The 13,937-nt window shown below is 52.1% G+C and carries 13 protein-coding genes; 7 read left to right on the forward strand and 6 right to left on the reverse strand.

Annotated elements, in window-relative coordinates; genetic code table 11:
* The first annotated feature begins 25 nt into the window (after positions 1-25).
* Both sgrT and KXR87_RS05040 read left to right on the forward strand, forming a co-directional pair.
* The gene (sgrT, locus tag KXR87_RS05035; protein ID WP_437431160.1) at positions 26-211 is read left to right on the forward strand and encodes a glucose uptake inhibitor SgrT; all 186 of its coding nucleotides are present in this window, start codon (positions 26-28) and stop codon (positions 209-211) included.
* 188 nt (positions 212-399) lie between these two features.
* Positions 400-1,578, forward strand: a complete 1,179-nt coding sequence (locus KXR87_RS05040; protein WP_437431161.1) for a sugar efflux transporter — start codon at positions 400-402, stop codon at positions 1,576-1,578.
* 79 nt (positions 1,579-1,657) lie between these two features.
* Here the strand turns inward: KXR87_RS05040 and aroD are convergent, their stop codons facing one another.
* The 6 genes from aroD to leuL form a co-directional block, all read right to left on the reverse strand.
* Complete coding sequence (aroD, locus tag KXR87_RS05045) at positions 1,658-2,413, reverse strand: type I 3-dehydroquinate dehydratase (protein WP_437431162.1); 756 nt, start codon at positions 2,411-2,413, stop codon at positions 1,658-1,660.
* A 232-nt stretch (positions 2,414-2,645) separates the two neighbouring features.
* Positions 2,646-3,251, reverse strand: a complete 606-nt coding sequence (gene leuD, locus KXR87_RS05050; RefSeq protein ID WP_437431163.1) for a 3-isopropylmalate dehydratase small subunit — start codon at positions 3,249-3,251, stop codon at positions 2,646-2,648.
* A gap of 12 nt (positions 3,252-3,263) precedes the next feature.
* Entirely contained in the window at positions 3,264-4,661 is a 1,398-nt protein-coding gene (gene leuC, locus KXR87_RS05055) for a 3-isopropylmalate dehydratase large subunit (protein ID WP_437431164.1), read from the reverse strand.
* A 2-nt stretch (positions 4,662-4,663) separates the two neighbouring features.
* The gene (leuB, locus tag KXR87_RS05060; RefSeq protein WP_437431165.1) at positions 4,664-5,755 is read right to left on the reverse strand and encodes a 3-isopropylmalate dehydrogenase; all 1,092 of its coding nucleotides are present in this window, start codon (positions 5,753-5,755) and stop codon (positions 4,664-4,666) included.
* Positions 5,755-7,332: a 2-isopropylmalate synthase gene (gene leuA / locus KXR87_RS05065; RefSeq protein WP_437431166.1), complete on the reverse strand. Its 1,578-nt coding sequence runs from the start codon at positions 7,330-7,332 to the stop codon at positions 5,755-5,757. Before leuA ends, leuB begins: the two co-directional genes overlap by 1 nt.
* A gap of 90 nt (positions 7,333-7,422) precedes the next feature.
* Positions 7,423-7,515, reverse strand: a complete 93-nt coding sequence (gene leuL / locus KXR87_RS05070) for a leu operon leader peptide (RefSeq protein WP_437431167.1) — start codon at positions 7,513-7,515, stop codon at positions 7,423-7,425.
* A gap of 615 nt (positions 7,516-8,130) precedes the next feature.
* Between leuL and leuO the strand changes: the two genes are divergently transcribed.
* From leuO to mraZ, 5 genes are all read left to right on the forward strand, one after another.
* Positions 8,131-9,075, forward strand: coding sequence for a transcriptional regulator LeuO (leuO, locus tag KXR87_RS05075; RefSeq protein WP_437431168.1), 945 nt, complete (start codon positions 8,131-8,133; stop codon positions 9,073-9,075).
* A gap of 394 nt (positions 9,076-9,469) precedes the next feature.
* Complete coding sequence (gene ilvI / locus KXR87_RS05080; protein ID WP_437431169.1) at positions 9,470-11,194, forward strand: acetolactate synthase 3 large subunit; 1,725 nt, start codon at positions 9,470-9,472, stop codon at positions 11,192-11,194.
* Positions 11,195-11,196: 2 nt separating this feature from the next.
* Positions 11,197-11,688, forward strand: coding sequence for an acetolactate synthase small subunit (gene ilvN / locus KXR87_RS05085; RefSeq protein WP_437431170.1), 492 nt, complete (start codon positions 11,197-11,199; stop codon positions 11,686-11,688).
* Positions 11,689-11,867: 179 nt separating this feature from the next.
* On the forward strand, positions 11,868-12,872 hold the full coding sequence (gene cra / locus KXR87_RS05090; RefSeq protein WP_437431171.1) for a catabolite repressor/activator: 1,005 nt from the start codon (positions 11,868-11,870) through the stop codon (positions 12,870-12,872).
* A gap of 604 nt (positions 12,873-13,476) precedes the next feature.
* Complete coding sequence (mraZ, locus tag KXR87_RS05095; protein WP_437431172.1) at positions 13,477-13,935, forward strand: division/cell wall cluster transcriptional repressor MraZ; 459 nt, start codon at positions 13,477-13,479, stop codon at positions 13,933-13,935.
* Positions 13,936-13,937: the final 2 nt, after the last annotated feature.

Raw genomic sequence — 13,937 nt, forward strand, 5'->3', positions numbered from 1 at the left:
CTGCGATGAAAGCGAGGAGGGGAGTATGAAGAGATCATTCACCCGGCAGTTTTACTTAGCGTATTTTCACGCGACACAGGCCGTGTCCTGGCTGAAATGCCCGAATGCCGTTCAGCGTCAGAAAATGCTCGAAGAATTAATGCAGTGGGAAGTGACATCCCCGATCTCCACCCTCAATAATTCGGATTGCAGCACGGCGGCAAGTGAGTGATTCTTCAGGCGCTTAATGAAGTAAGTAACCGGAAGAGATGCTGGCGGCCAATGCCCATGCAACCTGAAGTATGACGGGTATAAACCCTGAATCGCAGCCATCATGTGTGACTGAGTATTGGTGCGAATCACCACGCCAGCAGGTATCATCTGCTGGCTTTTTTCGTTTCTACGCATGGAAGGATCTTTATGCTCTGGTTGATGACGATGGGACGCCGCCTGAATGGGGTTTACCTCGCTTTTATGATGGTCGCGTTTATGATTGGGGTGGCGGGGGCGCTGCAGGCACCCACCCTTAGTCTGTTTCTCAGCCGCGAAGTGGGCGTGGAGCCCTTCTGGGTAGGCTTGTTTTACACCGTGAACGCTATCGCCGGGATTGCGGTAAGCCTGGCGCTGGCAAAGCGGTCTGACCGGCAGGGCGACAGGCGCAAACTGATTATGTTCTGCTGTCTGATGGCGGTGGGGAATGCGCTGCTGTTTGCCTTCAATCGCCATTATCTGACGCTCATCACCTGTGGCGTTTTCCTGGCGTCGCTTGCCAGTACGGCAATGCCGCAACTCTTCGCCCTGGCGCGTGAGTATGCGGATAATTCTGCCCGCGAAGTGGTGATGTTTAGTTCCATCATGCGTGCGCAGATTTCTGTAGCCTGGGTGATTGGGCCGCCGCTGGCGTTTATGCTGGCGCTCAATTATGGCTTCACTACCATGTACGTTATTGCCGCCGGGATATTCGTGATTAGCCTGGTGATGATGGCGTGCTGGTTGCCCTCGGTGGCGCGTGTTGAACAGCCGACCGATGTACCCGTGACCCGGATCAGTGGCTGGAGCGATAAAAATGTGCGCATGCTGTTTATCGCCTCCACGCTTATGTGGACCTGCAACACCATGTACATCATCGACATGCCGTTATGGATTAGTACGGTACTTGGGCTGCCCGACAGCCTGGCCGGTGTGCTGATGGGGACTGCCGCAGGGCTTGAAATTCCGGCGATGATCCTGGCGGGTTACTACGTTAAGCGTTTTGGTAAACGCAAAATGATGGTCGGCGCTGTCGGGGCGGGCGTGCTGTTCTACGCGGGTTTGTTGATGTTCCATAGCCACGAAGCCTTGCTGGGCCTGCAAATTTTTAATGCCATTTTCATCGGCATTATCGCCGGGATTGGCATGCTGTGGTTCCAGGATCTGATGCCGGGTCGTGCAGGTTCAGCCACTACGCTTTTTACTAACAGCATCTCGACGGGCGTAATTCTGGCGGGGGTTATTCAGGGCGCACTGGCGCAGAGTTATGGCCATGCCTCGGTGTACTGGGTTATTGCCGGGTTGTCGCTGGTGACGCTTTTTCTGACCAGTCGGGTGAAAGATATCTGACGCCGTTTCCGGCGTCAGGCGGTCGGCGGCGATCGGTCAGTGGCATTTACCCCTGAAGCCGCCCGCTTTCAGGCTGCTTTCAGGAGAGGATATCCATCATTTCACGCAGTTGGGCAAGGGCTATCTGACCGGGCGCTGACGCCTGACCCACGGTGCCGAAGGTCATGGCCGAACCAAAGAGACGTCCGGTAACACGACTCAGTCCCCCCATTTTTGCCATTGACATGGTGATGACAGGGCGCGTTGCATACTTCTCTTTCATCGTCAGCGTGGCGGACAATAGCGTCAGCACATCCTGCGGGGTCTGGGGCATCACGGCCATTTTCGGCAAGTCAGCCCCCAGGTCCTGCATCCGTCGCAAGCGATAGATGATCTCCTCCTGCGGCGGCGTTTTATGGAAGTCATGGTTACTCATGACAACTTTTACCCCTGCGGCATGAGCGACATCAACGATCGCGCGGATGTGCCCTTCATCATTAAAGAGCTCAATATCAATTAAATCGACCAGCCCGCTCTCTGCCGCCAGGCGGTTGAGTTCAAAGTAGGCTTCATCACTAAGCTCTGTTTCACCGCCTTCGCGTTTGCTACGAAAGGTAAAGAGCAGCGGGATGTCGGGCACTATCTGGCGAATAGCAGTAAGCGCCTGGTGTACCTGCTCCGCGTCACTCACCTGAGCGAAATGATCAACCCGCCATTCAATCAGATCCGCGCCTGCATTCGTGAGGGAAACAGCGCTGGTTTTTATCTGTTCCAGCGTTTTGCCAGTTAAAGGGACGCAAATCAGCGTACAGCCTTCCTGGAAGGTGATGTTTTTAACATTTACCGTTTGGGTCATCTTGGTATCCATTATTCTTTTCGCTGTGCTTTCAGGCCATCCGGACAGCATGCACCTGAAAGTGACGATAACCGATGTGCAGGGCGATCACAAAGCCGATGACGGCAATAATCAAATCAAAAGCGTTGACCATAAACGGTCTGGGAAAAGGGAAAAAGGGTGCTTTGATTTCAGCAAATTTGCTGCCAACAAAAAACCCGGCGCTGGGCCGGGCTAAAGAGGAGTTATCCACTCAGTTCATAAAAGCAGGTTGTTTTTGCTCATAAGCCGCAATCGCATCTTCATGCTGTAAGGTCAGACCGATGCTGTCCAGACCATTGAGCATGCAGTGACGACGGAACGGGTCAATCGTAAAGCTGTAGCTCTTCTCACCCGCTTTCACTACCTGAGCCTCCAGATCGACCTCAAACGAGATGCCCGGATTGGCCTGAACCAGTTTGAACAGTTCGTCGACCTCTTCATCACTCAGCTTTATCGGCAGCAGTTGGTTATTAAAACTGTTGCCGTAAAAGATGTCCGCGAAGCTTGGGGCAATCACGGTTTTAAAGCCGTAATCGGTTAATGCCCAGGGCGCATGCTCACGGGAAGAGCCGCAGCCGAAGTTTTCCCGCGCTAACAGAATCGACGCCCCTTTATATTCCGGGAAGTTCAGGACGAATTCCGGATCAGGCACTTCGCCTTTATCATCGAGGAAACGCCAGTCGTTGAACAGATGTGCACCAAAACCCGTACGCGTCACCTTCTGTAAAAACTGCTTGGGAATAATAGCGTCTGTATCGACGTTGGCGGCATCCAGAGGGACAACCAGGCCGGTGTGTTGAGTATATTTTTCTGCCATGATTATCTCCTGTTACAAGCTACGAACGTCAGCAAAATGGCCACTCACTGCGGCGGCGGCGGCCATTGCCGGGCTCACCAGATGGGTGCGACCGCCACGGCCCTGACGGCCTTCAAAGTTTCGGTTACTGGTGGATGCGCAACGTTCACCCGGATTCAGGCGGTCGTTGTTCATTGCCAGGCACATGGAGCAGCCCGGCAGACGCCACTCAAAGCCCGCTTCGATGAAAATTTTGTCCAGCCCTTCCGCTTCCGCCTGTGCTTTCACCGGGCCAGAGCCTGGCACCACCAGCGCCTGAACGCCGGGTGCCACTTTACGTCCTCTCGCCACTTCTGCTGCGGCACGCAAATCTTCAATGCGCGAGTTGGTACAGGAACCAATGAAGACTTTATCAATAGCCACTGAAGTCAGCGGGACACCAGGCTGCAGGCCCATATAGGCCAGCGCTTTTTCGGCTGAGGCCCGTTCAACCGGATCGGCAAACGAAGCCGGATCGGGAATGTTGTCGTTAACGGAGATAACCTGACCCGGATTAGTGCCCCAGGTCACCTGGGGGGCAATGTCTTCGGCTTGCAGTGTGACTACCGTATCGAAGACGGCGCCGTCATCGGTTTTCAGGGTCTTCCAGTACTCCACCGCATCGTCAAAGTCTTTGCCCTTAGGCGCATGCAGACGGCCTTTCACGTAATTGAAAGTAGTTTCATCCGGTGCGACCAGACCGGCCTTGGCCCCCATTTCGATGGCCATGTTGCATAAGGTCATGCGGCCTTCCATGCTCAGCGCCTGAATGGCCTCGCCACAGAATTCCACTACGTGACCCGTACCGCCGGCGCTGCCGGTAGTGCCGATAATGGCCAGCACGATATCTTTGGCGGTGATGCCTGCTGGCGCTTTGCCCTGGACTTCAATCTTCATGGTTCTGGCGCGGCCCTGTTTCAGGGTCTGGGTTGCCAGAACGTGTTCAACTTCTGAGGTGCCGATCCCGAATGCCAGCGCACCAAACGCACCGTGAGTGGCGGTGTGAGAGTCGCCACAGACGATGGTCATGCCCGGCAGCGTGACGCCCTGTTCCGGCCCCATCACGTGAACAATGCCCTGATACGGATGGTTCAGGTCATACAGCTCAACGCCGAACTCTTTACAGTTTTTAATCAGTTCCTGCATCTGGATACGCGCCATTTCACCAGACGCGTTGATGTCTTTGGTCTGCGTGGAGACGTTGTGATCCATGGTGGCGAAAGTTTTGCCAGGCTGGCGCACCGGACGATTGTGCGCACGCAGGCCATCGAACGCCTGGGGTGAGGTTACTTCATGCACCAGATGACGGTCGATATATAACAGTGGGGTTTCGTTGGGCGCTTCGTGGACAACGTGCGCATCAAACAATTTTTCGTATAACGTTTTAGCCATGATTACACCCCTTCGGCGACATAACGGGCGATGACGTCACCCATTTCATCGGTACTGACGGCGGCGGCACCACGGGCTAAATCGCCGGTGCGTACCCCCTCTTCTAATGCGCGGTTTATAGCACTTTCAATCGCGGTGGCAGCGTCGTCTGCCCCCAGGCTATAGCGCAGCAGCAGCGCCAGGGAGAGGATTTGCGCGATCGGATTAGCAATATTTTTGCCTGCGATATCGGGTGCGGAGCCGCCAGCAGGTTCATACAGACCAAAGCCTTGTTCATTCAGGCTGGCAGAGGGCAGCATGCCCATAGAGCCTGTGATCATGGCGCACTCATCAGAGAGAATATCGCCAAACAGGTTGGAACACAGCAGCACGTCGAACTGGGACGGATCTTTAATCAGCTGCATGGTGGCGTTGTCGATATACATGTGTGTCAGTTCAACGTCCGGGTACGCCTGCGCCACTTCATTAACAATCTCACGCCACAGCAGGGAGGTTTGCAGGACGTTGGCTTTGTCAATGGAGTGCACTTTTTTGCGGCGCTTGCGCGCAGATTCGAAGGCGATACGCGCAATACGCTCAATTTCGAAACGGTGATAGACCTCGGTATCGAACGCTTTCTCATGCTGACCGCTGCCTTCACGACCTTTCGGCTGGCCGAAATAGATGCCGCCCGTCAGTTCGCGTACACACAAAATGTCAAAGCCGTTTGCAGCGATATCGGCGCGCAGCGGGCAGAAGCCTTCCAGCCCCTGATACAGTTTTGCCGGACGCAGGTTACTGAACAATTTGAAATGTTTACGCAGGGGCAGCAGGGCGCCACGCTCCGGCTGCTGTGCCGGCGGCAGGTTTTCCCACTTTGGTCCGCCGACGGAGCCAAACAGGATGGCATCGGCCTGCTCGCAGCCTTCTACCGTTGCCTGCGGCAGCGGATTACCGTGACGATCGATGGCGATGCCGCCGACGTCATAGTGGCTGGTGGTGATACGCATATCGAAACGGTTACGAACGGCTTCCAGAACTTTCAGGGCTTGCGCCATCACTTCCGGGCCAATGCCATCTCCCGGCAAAACAGCAATATGAGCGTTCTTCGACATCACACAGTTTCCTTGTTGTTTTCTTTATTTTGAGCTTTGCGTTGCAACTCTTTTTCGACTTCGGCGGCGCGCCAGATGTTGTTCAGGACGTGAACCATCGCCTTCGCGGAGGATTCAACGATATCCGTTGCCAGGCCTACGCCGTGGAAACGGCGGCCGTAGTAGTTCACCACGATATCAACCTGACCTAATGCATCTTTACCCTGGCCTTTAGCATTGAGATCGTATTTGACCAGTTCAATGTCATAACCGGTGATGCGATTTATCGCCTGATAGACAGCATCTACCGGCCCGTTGCCATTGGCGGCTTCCGCTTTCGTTTCTTCGCCACAGGCTAATTTCACTGAGGCGGTAGCAATATCGCTGGAGCCGGACTGCACGCTGAAGTAATCCAGACGGAAATGCTCTGGCTCTTCCTGCTGTTTATTGATAAATGCCAGGGCTTCCAGATCGTAATCAAAGACCTGGCCTTTTTTATCTGCCAGTTTCAGGAAGGCGTCGTACAGATGATCCATGTTGTAGTCGCTCTCCTGGTAACCCATCTCTTCCATGCGGTGTTTCACTGCCGCACGGCCGGAACGTGAAGTCAGGTTCAACTGGACCTGATTCAGGCCAATGGATTCCGGGGTCATAATTTCGTAGTTTTCGCGGTTTTTCAGCACGCCATCCTGGTGAATACCAGAGGAGTGGGCGAAAGCGCCAGTGCCGACAATGGCTTTGTTGGCCGGAACCGGCATGTTGCAAATCTGGCTGACGGTCTGGCTGGTACGCCAGATTTCATGATGATTAATGCGGGTGTGCACATTCATAATATCTTTGCGCACCTTGATGGCCATGATGACCTCTTCCAGCGAACAGTTACCGGCACGTTCACCGATACCGTTCATCGCGCCTTCAACCTGGCGAGCTCCCGCGTGAACGGCGGCAATGGCGTTGCCGACGGCCAGACCCAGGTCATCGTGGGTGTGAACCGAGATAATCGCCTGATCGATATTGGGCACGCGTTCATACAGACCAGTGATGATATTGGCGAACTCAAAAGGCATGGTATAGCCGACGGTATCAGGAATGTTAATGGTCTTCGCGCCAGCGGTAATGGCGGCTTCGACTACGCGTGCCAGGTCAGCAATTGGTGTACGACCCGCATCTTCACATGAGAACTCCACATCGTCAGTGTAATTGCGTGCGCGCTTCACCATATAGACCGCGCGCTCAATCACCTCATCCAGCGTGCTGCGTAATTTGGTCGCAATGTGCATTGGCGAGGTGGCGATAAAGGTGTGAATACGAAAGGCTTCGGCAACTTTCAGCGACTCGGCAGCGACATCAATATCTTTTTCTACGCAACGGGCCAGCGCGCAAACGCGGCTGTTTTTCACCTGGCGGGCGATAGTTTGCACGGATTCGAAATCGCCTGGGGAGGAGACCGGGAAACCGACTTCCATCACGTCCACACCCATACGCTCCAGCGCCAGAGCGATCTGCAGTTTCTCTTTCACGCTCAGGCTTGCCTGTAATGCCTGTTCACCATCACGTAAGGTGGTATCGAAAATAATGACTTGTTGTTGCTGGCTCATGGATTGGTCCTTGTCTCTTCAGGTCGCCTTGCTACGAGCATAAAAAAACCCGCGCCAGGGCGCGGGTTTTTAGTGTTAACTGGAGGATGATTAACGCTGAGCGTCGTCCACCGGTCTACCGCGCACACAGAATGCGTTTAGTAGTAGTAGACCGAGGAAGCGAACATTGCGAATCATGACCATGCTCCAGATGAATGCGTAATGCTATTAGTGGTACTGGATACGGAATTCAAAGTCAACCCTCTGTTCTGGAAAAGAAGGGGAAAGCAAGAAGCGCATCGATTCTGGTTTTAGCTAATCGTGCTGGTTTTAACGGGAAAAACAAAATAAGGTATTTGTGCTATTTCATACTTGCTGATCTTTGTTCCCTGAAGGCACATTCCCTTGCAACTGGCCATATCTTTACACCCTTTTGTGGGCGTAAGTATCTCAATGAAATTGCATGAATAATAATAAAAATGTATCAGTGAAACTGAATAATAGGTCTAAATGATAAAATTAGGTTAAATTATGGTGTCCATGCTCTTTGAAATATTTTAGCAGGCTCGCATTTCTGATCCGTTTTCGCCGTATTGTGCATTCATTGAATTTATGATTTGATTTTCCACTATCGGTACCGGGAATTAATTAATGAAGATAAATGCGATCAGGCCGGGTGATAGGCTGAATGTATTTTACGTCTTTATATATTCCTATTTTATTGAAATTCTCTTTTCCTCATCCTATATGCATGGTAAATCATATTTGTAGCGGTTATTGCTACCGGAAAAGGGATGGAGTTTGACAGTGGAGATGAAAATGTCAGAAGAACACGTTGAAGACACCGGGAACATTGAGGCGTTGAAACCTCAACTGCGTAAAGTTGATCTTAATTTGTTAACGATTTTTGATGCCGTTATGCAGGAACAAAATATTACCCGGGCCGCCCATTCGTTGGGGATGTCGCAACCGGCGGTCAGTAACGCGCTGGCACGACTAAAAGTGATGTTCAATGATGAACTCTTCGTACGCTATGGCAGAGGCATCCAGCCTACCGCACGCGCGCATCAGCTTTTTGGTTCCGTCCGACAGGCGTTACAGCTCGTACAGAACGAGCTGCCAGGCTCCGGTTTTGAACCCGTAACCAGTGAGCGAATTTTTAATCTTTGCGTTTGCAGCCCAATAGATAATTTTCTGACTTCTATTATTTATAATAGCGTTGAAAAAATCGCGCCTCATATCCATCTGGTCTTTAAGTCTTCTGTCAATCAGAATACAGAACATCAGCTTCGCTATCAGGAGCTGGAATTTGTCATTGGTTACGATGAGTTTCATCGACCCGAGTTTAGTTGCGTTCCTCTTTTTAAAGATGAAATGGTGCTGGTCGCCAGTAAAACCCATCCACGTATTATGGGGCCATTGCGAGAAAGCGATATTTACAATGAACAACATGCTGTTGTCTCTCTTGAACGTTACGCATCCTTTAGCCAGCCCTGGTACGATACGCCAGATAAACAAGCCAGTGTTGCTTATCAGGGGATGGCGTTAACAAGTGTATTAAACGTGGTCTCCCAAACACATCTTATTGCTATTGCACCGCGCTGGCTGGCTGAAGAATTTGCGGAAAAATTACATCTGCAGGTCTTACCGCTTCCTTTAAAATTGAACAGCCGCACCTGCTATCTCTCCTGGCATGAAGCCGCCGGGCGTGATAAAGGCCATCAATGGATGGAGGAATTGTTAGTCTCTGTTTGTTCTCGATAATTATGTCTGCTCGCGAAAGCGCGTATATTCTTTAGGTTTGAACTGCTCAGGCGATGCATGACAAAATTTTATGCTGAAACCCATTTTACAGCCAGGGTTTTGGTCATTTAAAAATGCATGAATTACTGGGCAGTCAGCAATTTGAACGATGATTTATCATCGACTTTACTTATCTCAGACTATTCCACCATTTCCTGCAAACTAACATCCTGTTTTCACTTTTGATGACGGATGCGGCAGAGGGGGCGCTGATTGCCTGCCAGATTTTCTGCGGTTATGGTAACGGCCATTCATAATCAGAATGCAGGAATGTCCTGTTCTGAGCAGAGCGACAGAGTCGGCAGTTGAAATGAATTCTACTGCCCGTCGACAAACACTAGCCTGGAGGCAAACCATGGAGATGTTGTCTGGAGCCGAGATGGTCGTCCGGTCGCTAATCGATCAGGGCGTTAAACAAGTATTCGGCTACCCCGGGGGCGCGGTCCTCGATATTTACGATGCGCTACATACCGTCGGTGGCATCGACCATGTGCTGGTTCGTCACGAGCAAGCCGCCGTGCACATGGCCGACGGCCTCGCCAGGGCAACGGGGGAAGTAGGGGTGGTTCTGGTGACCTCTGGCCCGGGAGCAACCAATGCCATCACCGGCATTGCCACTGCTTATATGGACTCTATTCCTCTGGTGGTCATTTCCGGGCAGGTGGCAACCTCCTTAATCGGTTACGACGCCTTCCAGGAGTGCGACATGGTGGGTATCTCCCGCCCTGTGGTGAAACACAGCTTTTTGGTGAAGCAAGCGGAAGACATTCCTGGGGTGCTGAAGAAGGCCTTCTGGCTGGCTGCCAGCGGTCGCCCTGGCCCGGTGGTGGTTGATTTGCCAAAGGATATTCTTAGCCCCGCCAACAAGCTTCCTTATGTCTGGCCTGAGACGGTGAGTATGCGTTCGTATAATCCCACCACACACGGTCATAAAGGACAAATCAAGCGCGCCCTTCAAACGTTGATCGCCGCGAAAAAACCGGTTGTCTATGTGGGCGGAGGAGCGATTACCTCCGGCTGTGAAGCGCAACTGCGAACGCTGGTTGAAAAGCTCAATATCCCGGTCGCCTCTTCACTCATGGGACTGGGCGCGTTTCCGGCCACTCATCGGCAGGCGCTTGGGATGCTGGGCATGCATGGCACCTATGAAGCCAACATGACCATGCACAATTCCGATGTGATTTTTGCCGTTGGCGTCCGTTTTGACGATCGCACCACCAATAATCTGGCGAAGTACTGCCCAAATGCCACCGTGCTGCATATTGATATCGACCCTACGTCAATCTCAAAAACCGTGCAGGCTGATGTGCCCATTGTCGGGGATGCGCGTCTGGTGCTGGAGATCATGCTGGATCTGCTTGCTCAGGAGGAGACGCAGCAACCTCTGGACGATCTGCGCGACTGGTGGCTGCGTATCGATCAGTGGCGCGCGCGTCAGTGCCTTAAATATGATAAGCAGGGCGAAAGTATTAAACCGCAGGCTGTTATTGAAACCCTCTGGCGGCTGACCAATGGTGAAGCCTATGTGACTTCTGACGTCGGCCAGCATCAGATGTTTGCAGCCCTTTATTACCCCTTTGATAAATCACGGCGTTGGATCAACTCCGGTGGGCTGGGAACGATGGGCTTTGGCCTGCCTGCGGCCTTAGGGGTGAAAATGGCGTTGCCGGCTGAAACCGTCGTTTGCGTCACCGGTGATGGCAGTATTCAGATGAACATTCAGGAGCTTTCCACGGCGCTGCAGTATGAGCTACCGGTGCTGGTGCTCAATCTCAATAACGGCTATCTGGGCATGGTTAAACAGTGGCAGGACATGATCTATTCCGGTCGCCATTCCCAGTCGTATATGACCTCTTTACCGGATTTTGTTCGCCTGGCTGAAGCTTACGGGCATCTGGGGATGCGAATCACTCAGCCTGCTGAGCTTGAGAGCAAGCTGGCGGAAGCGCTTGAACAGGTGCGTAACAACCGCCTGGTGTTTGTGGATGTGTGCGTTGACGGTGGAGAGCACGTTTATCCGATGCATATTCGTGGCGGCGGTATGGATGAGATGTGGCTTAGCAAAACGGAGAGGACGTAATTATGCGCCGGATATTGTCTGTGTTACTGGAAAACGAGTCAGGTGCACTGTCGCGCGTGATTGGTCTGTTCTCCCAGCGTGGTTATAACATTGAAAGTCTGACGGTCGCGCCAACTGACGATCCCACGCTATCGCGTATGACCATTCAGACGGTTGGCGATGCAAAAGTACTGGAACAGATTGAAAAACAGCTGCACAAGCTGGTCGACGTGCTTCGCGTCAATGAGCTTGGTCAGGGAGCCTACGTTGAGCGTGAAATCATGCTGGTAAAAGTGCAGGCCAGTGGGTATGGCCGGGAAGAGGTCAAACGCAGTGCAGAAATCTTCCGTGGGCAAATTATCGACGTAACACCCTCCATTTATACTGTCCAGTTGGCGGGTACCAGCGACAAGCTTGATGCTTTTCTTGCGACAATTCGGGACGTTGCGAAGATTGTTGAAGTCGCACGTTCAGGCGTGGTTGGCTTATCGCGCGGTGACAAAATCATGCGTTAAGCTGTTTGCGTAGATAAATTCCAGGCCCGGCATCCACTGCCGGGCTTTTTTTTGCGAAATCCACCTGAAGCGAACATAAAAGCGGTTGCCGCAGTGACTATTCTGCGCTTAGATGTTATGGAATTTAACCTATATCCCTAAAAAGGTTATGGAGTTCTTTTATTTTTCGAGGGGCAATTGTGAAACTGGATGAAATCGCCCGGCTAGCCGGCGTCTCACGTACCACGGCAAGCTATGTCATTAATGGAAAGGCAAAGCAATATCGTGTAAGCGACAAAACCGTCGAGAAGGTTATGGCGGTTGTGCGTGAGCATAATTACCACCCGAACGCGGTGGCGGCTGGATTGCGGGCGGGTCGCACGCGCTCTATTGGTCTGGTTATTCCGGATCTGGAAAACACCAGTTATACACGGATTGCAAATTATCTTGAGCGCCAGGCCCGTCAGCGCGGTTACCAGCTGCTGATTGCCTGTTCGGAAGATCAGCCTGATAACGAAATGCGCTGCATTGAGCATCTTTTGCAGCGTCAGGTAGATGCAATTATCGTTTCGACCTCCCTGCCGCCGGAGCATCCTTTTTATCAGCGCTGGGCAAACGATGCCTTTCCTATCGTCGCGTTGGACAGGGCGCTGGATCGGGAACACTTCACCAGCGTGGTCGGGGCCGATCAGGATGATTCAGAGATGCTGGCGGCTGAACTGCGTACCTTCCCCGCTGAAAACGTGCTTTATCTGGGCGCACTACCTGAACTGTCCGTGAGTTTTTTGCGCGAGCAGGGTTTCAGGACCGCATGGCAGGACGATCCACGCGAGGTGCAGTACCTTTATGCCAACAGTTATGAGCGCGAGGCAGCGGCTCAGCTGTTTGAAAAATGGCTGGAAACCCATAAGATGCCGCAAGCATTATTCGTCACCTCATTTGCATTACTGCAGGGGGTGCTGGATGTCACGCTGCGTCGGGATGGCAAATTGCCTTCCGATCTCGCGATTGCCACCTTCGGGGATCATGAGTTACTGGATTTCCTGCAGTGCCCGGTGCTTGCGGTAGCGCAGCGCCATCGGGATGTCGCAGAGCGCGTACTGGAAATCGTGCTGGCAAGCCTTGATGAACCCCGGAAACCTAAAGCAGGGCTAAGCCGTATACGGCGTAACCTCTACCGCCGTGGCGTGTTGAGCCGGGTGTAAAAATCCATTAAAGGCAGCGCGGGCTGCCTTATTGCGACAGGGCTCATACCGGCATTAAGTATTTTCTTAATTAGGATAAATCCTTACTTTTTTAAAGTAGCGGTTTAATTAATTCCCGACTGCCCTTTTAATTACATCTGCAGGATAAATAAGACGTAACTAAACATTATGCTCGTATTGTTTTGTTACATCTTCATTCGTAAGCGGGCGAGGCGTGCCTTTTTCGAACTTAAAGAATCGTTGCCCTGCCTGACATCAGCAATCTCTTGTGATTCCTTAGACAGGTACTGTTATCCGGGCACGTTATGCCTTAAAATGCCGCCCGCGTCGCAAACTGACATTTTATATTTCATATGCGTCTAATGAGTACGCTTTAACGTCCTGATCAATATTTGCTTTTTTTCTTACAAATATTCATGACGTTAATTTCCCTCATCAGGTGAGTGGTATTTCGCCAATCTGAAATGAAACCGCGAATAAGAGATCTTTTGCTCTGGTTAGGCTTTGCCCTGGCTTGACAAGGTTTTCCTCCGCTCCGTAAACTCCTTCGGTGGGGATTTGTGGGTTAAAGTGGTGAAAAAGGTCATTCAGGGGTGGAGCGTGTATGTTCCGTGGAGCAACGTTAGTTAATCTTGATAGCAAAGGCCGGTTAGCCGTGCCGACGCGTTATCGTGATTCGCTGCTTGAGAATGCTTCCGGTCAGATGGTATGCACCATTGATATCCGTCACTCCTGCCTGCTGCTTTACCCCTTGCCTGAATGGGAAATTATTGAGCAAAAATTGTCGCGTCTATCAAGCATGAACCCGCTGGAACGTCGCGTACAACGCCTGTTGTTGGGGCATGCCAGCGAATGCCAAATGGATAATGCAGGGCGCTTATTGATAGCCCCCGTTTTACGGCAACATGCCGGGCTGACGAAAGAAGTGATGCTGGTTGGGCAGTTCAACAAGTTTGAGCTGTGGGATGAAACGACCTGGTATCAACAGGTCAGGGAAGATATCGACGCTGAGCAATCGGGTACTGACATGCTGTCAGATCGGTTGCAGGATTTGTCTCTGTAATG

The sequence above is a fragment of the Yokenella regensburgei genome, from assembly GCF_051486985.1.
Lineage (GTDB): Bacteria > Pseudomonadota > Gammaproteobacteria > Enterobacterales > Enterobacteriaceae > CBFFRJ01.

Coding starts and splice junctions, on each gene's coding strand:
- sgrT (WP_437431160.1), top strand. CDS start 26: ATGAAGAGATCATTCACCCGGCAGTTTTACTTAGCGTATTTTCACGCG.
- KXR87_RS05040 (WP_437431161.1), top strand. CDS start 400: ATGCTCTGGTTGATGACGATGGGACGCCGCCTGAATGGGGTTTACCTC.
- aroD (WP_437431162.1), bottom strand. CDS start 2,413: ATGACCCAAACGGTAAATGTTAAAAACATCACCTTCCAGGAAGGCTGT.
- leuD (WP_437431163.1), bottom strand. CDS start 3,251: ATGGCAGAAAAATATACTCAACACACCGGCCTGGTTGTCCCTCTGGAT.
- leuC (WP_437431164.1), bottom strand. CDS start 4,661: ATGGCTAAAACGTTATACGAAAAATTGTTTGATGCGCACGTTGTCCAC.
- leuB (WP_437431165.1), bottom strand. CDS start 5,755: ATGTCGAAGAACGCTCATATTGCTGTTTTGCCGGGAGATGGCATTGGC.
- leuA (WP_437431166.1), bottom strand. CDS start 7,332: ATGAGCCAGCAACAACAAGTCATTATTTTCGATACCACCTTACGTGAT.
- leuL (WP_437431167.1), bottom strand. CDS start 7,515: ATGGTCATGATTCGCAATGTTCGCTTCCTCGGTCTACTACTACTAAAC.
- leuO (WP_437431168.1), top strand. CDS start 8,131: ATGTCAGAAGAACACGTTGAAGACACCGGGAACATTGAGGCGTTGAAA.
- ilvI (WP_437431169.1), top strand. CDS start 9,470: ATGGAGATGTTGTCTGGAGCCGAGATGGTCGTCCGGTCGCTAATCGAT.
- ilvN (WP_437431170.1), top strand. CDS start 11,197: ATGCGCCGGATATTGTCTGTGTTACTGGAAAACGAGTCAGGTGCACTG.
- mraZ (WP_437431172.1), top strand. CDS start 13,477: ATGTTCCGTGGAGCAACGTTAGTTAATCTTGATAGCAAAGGCCGGTTA.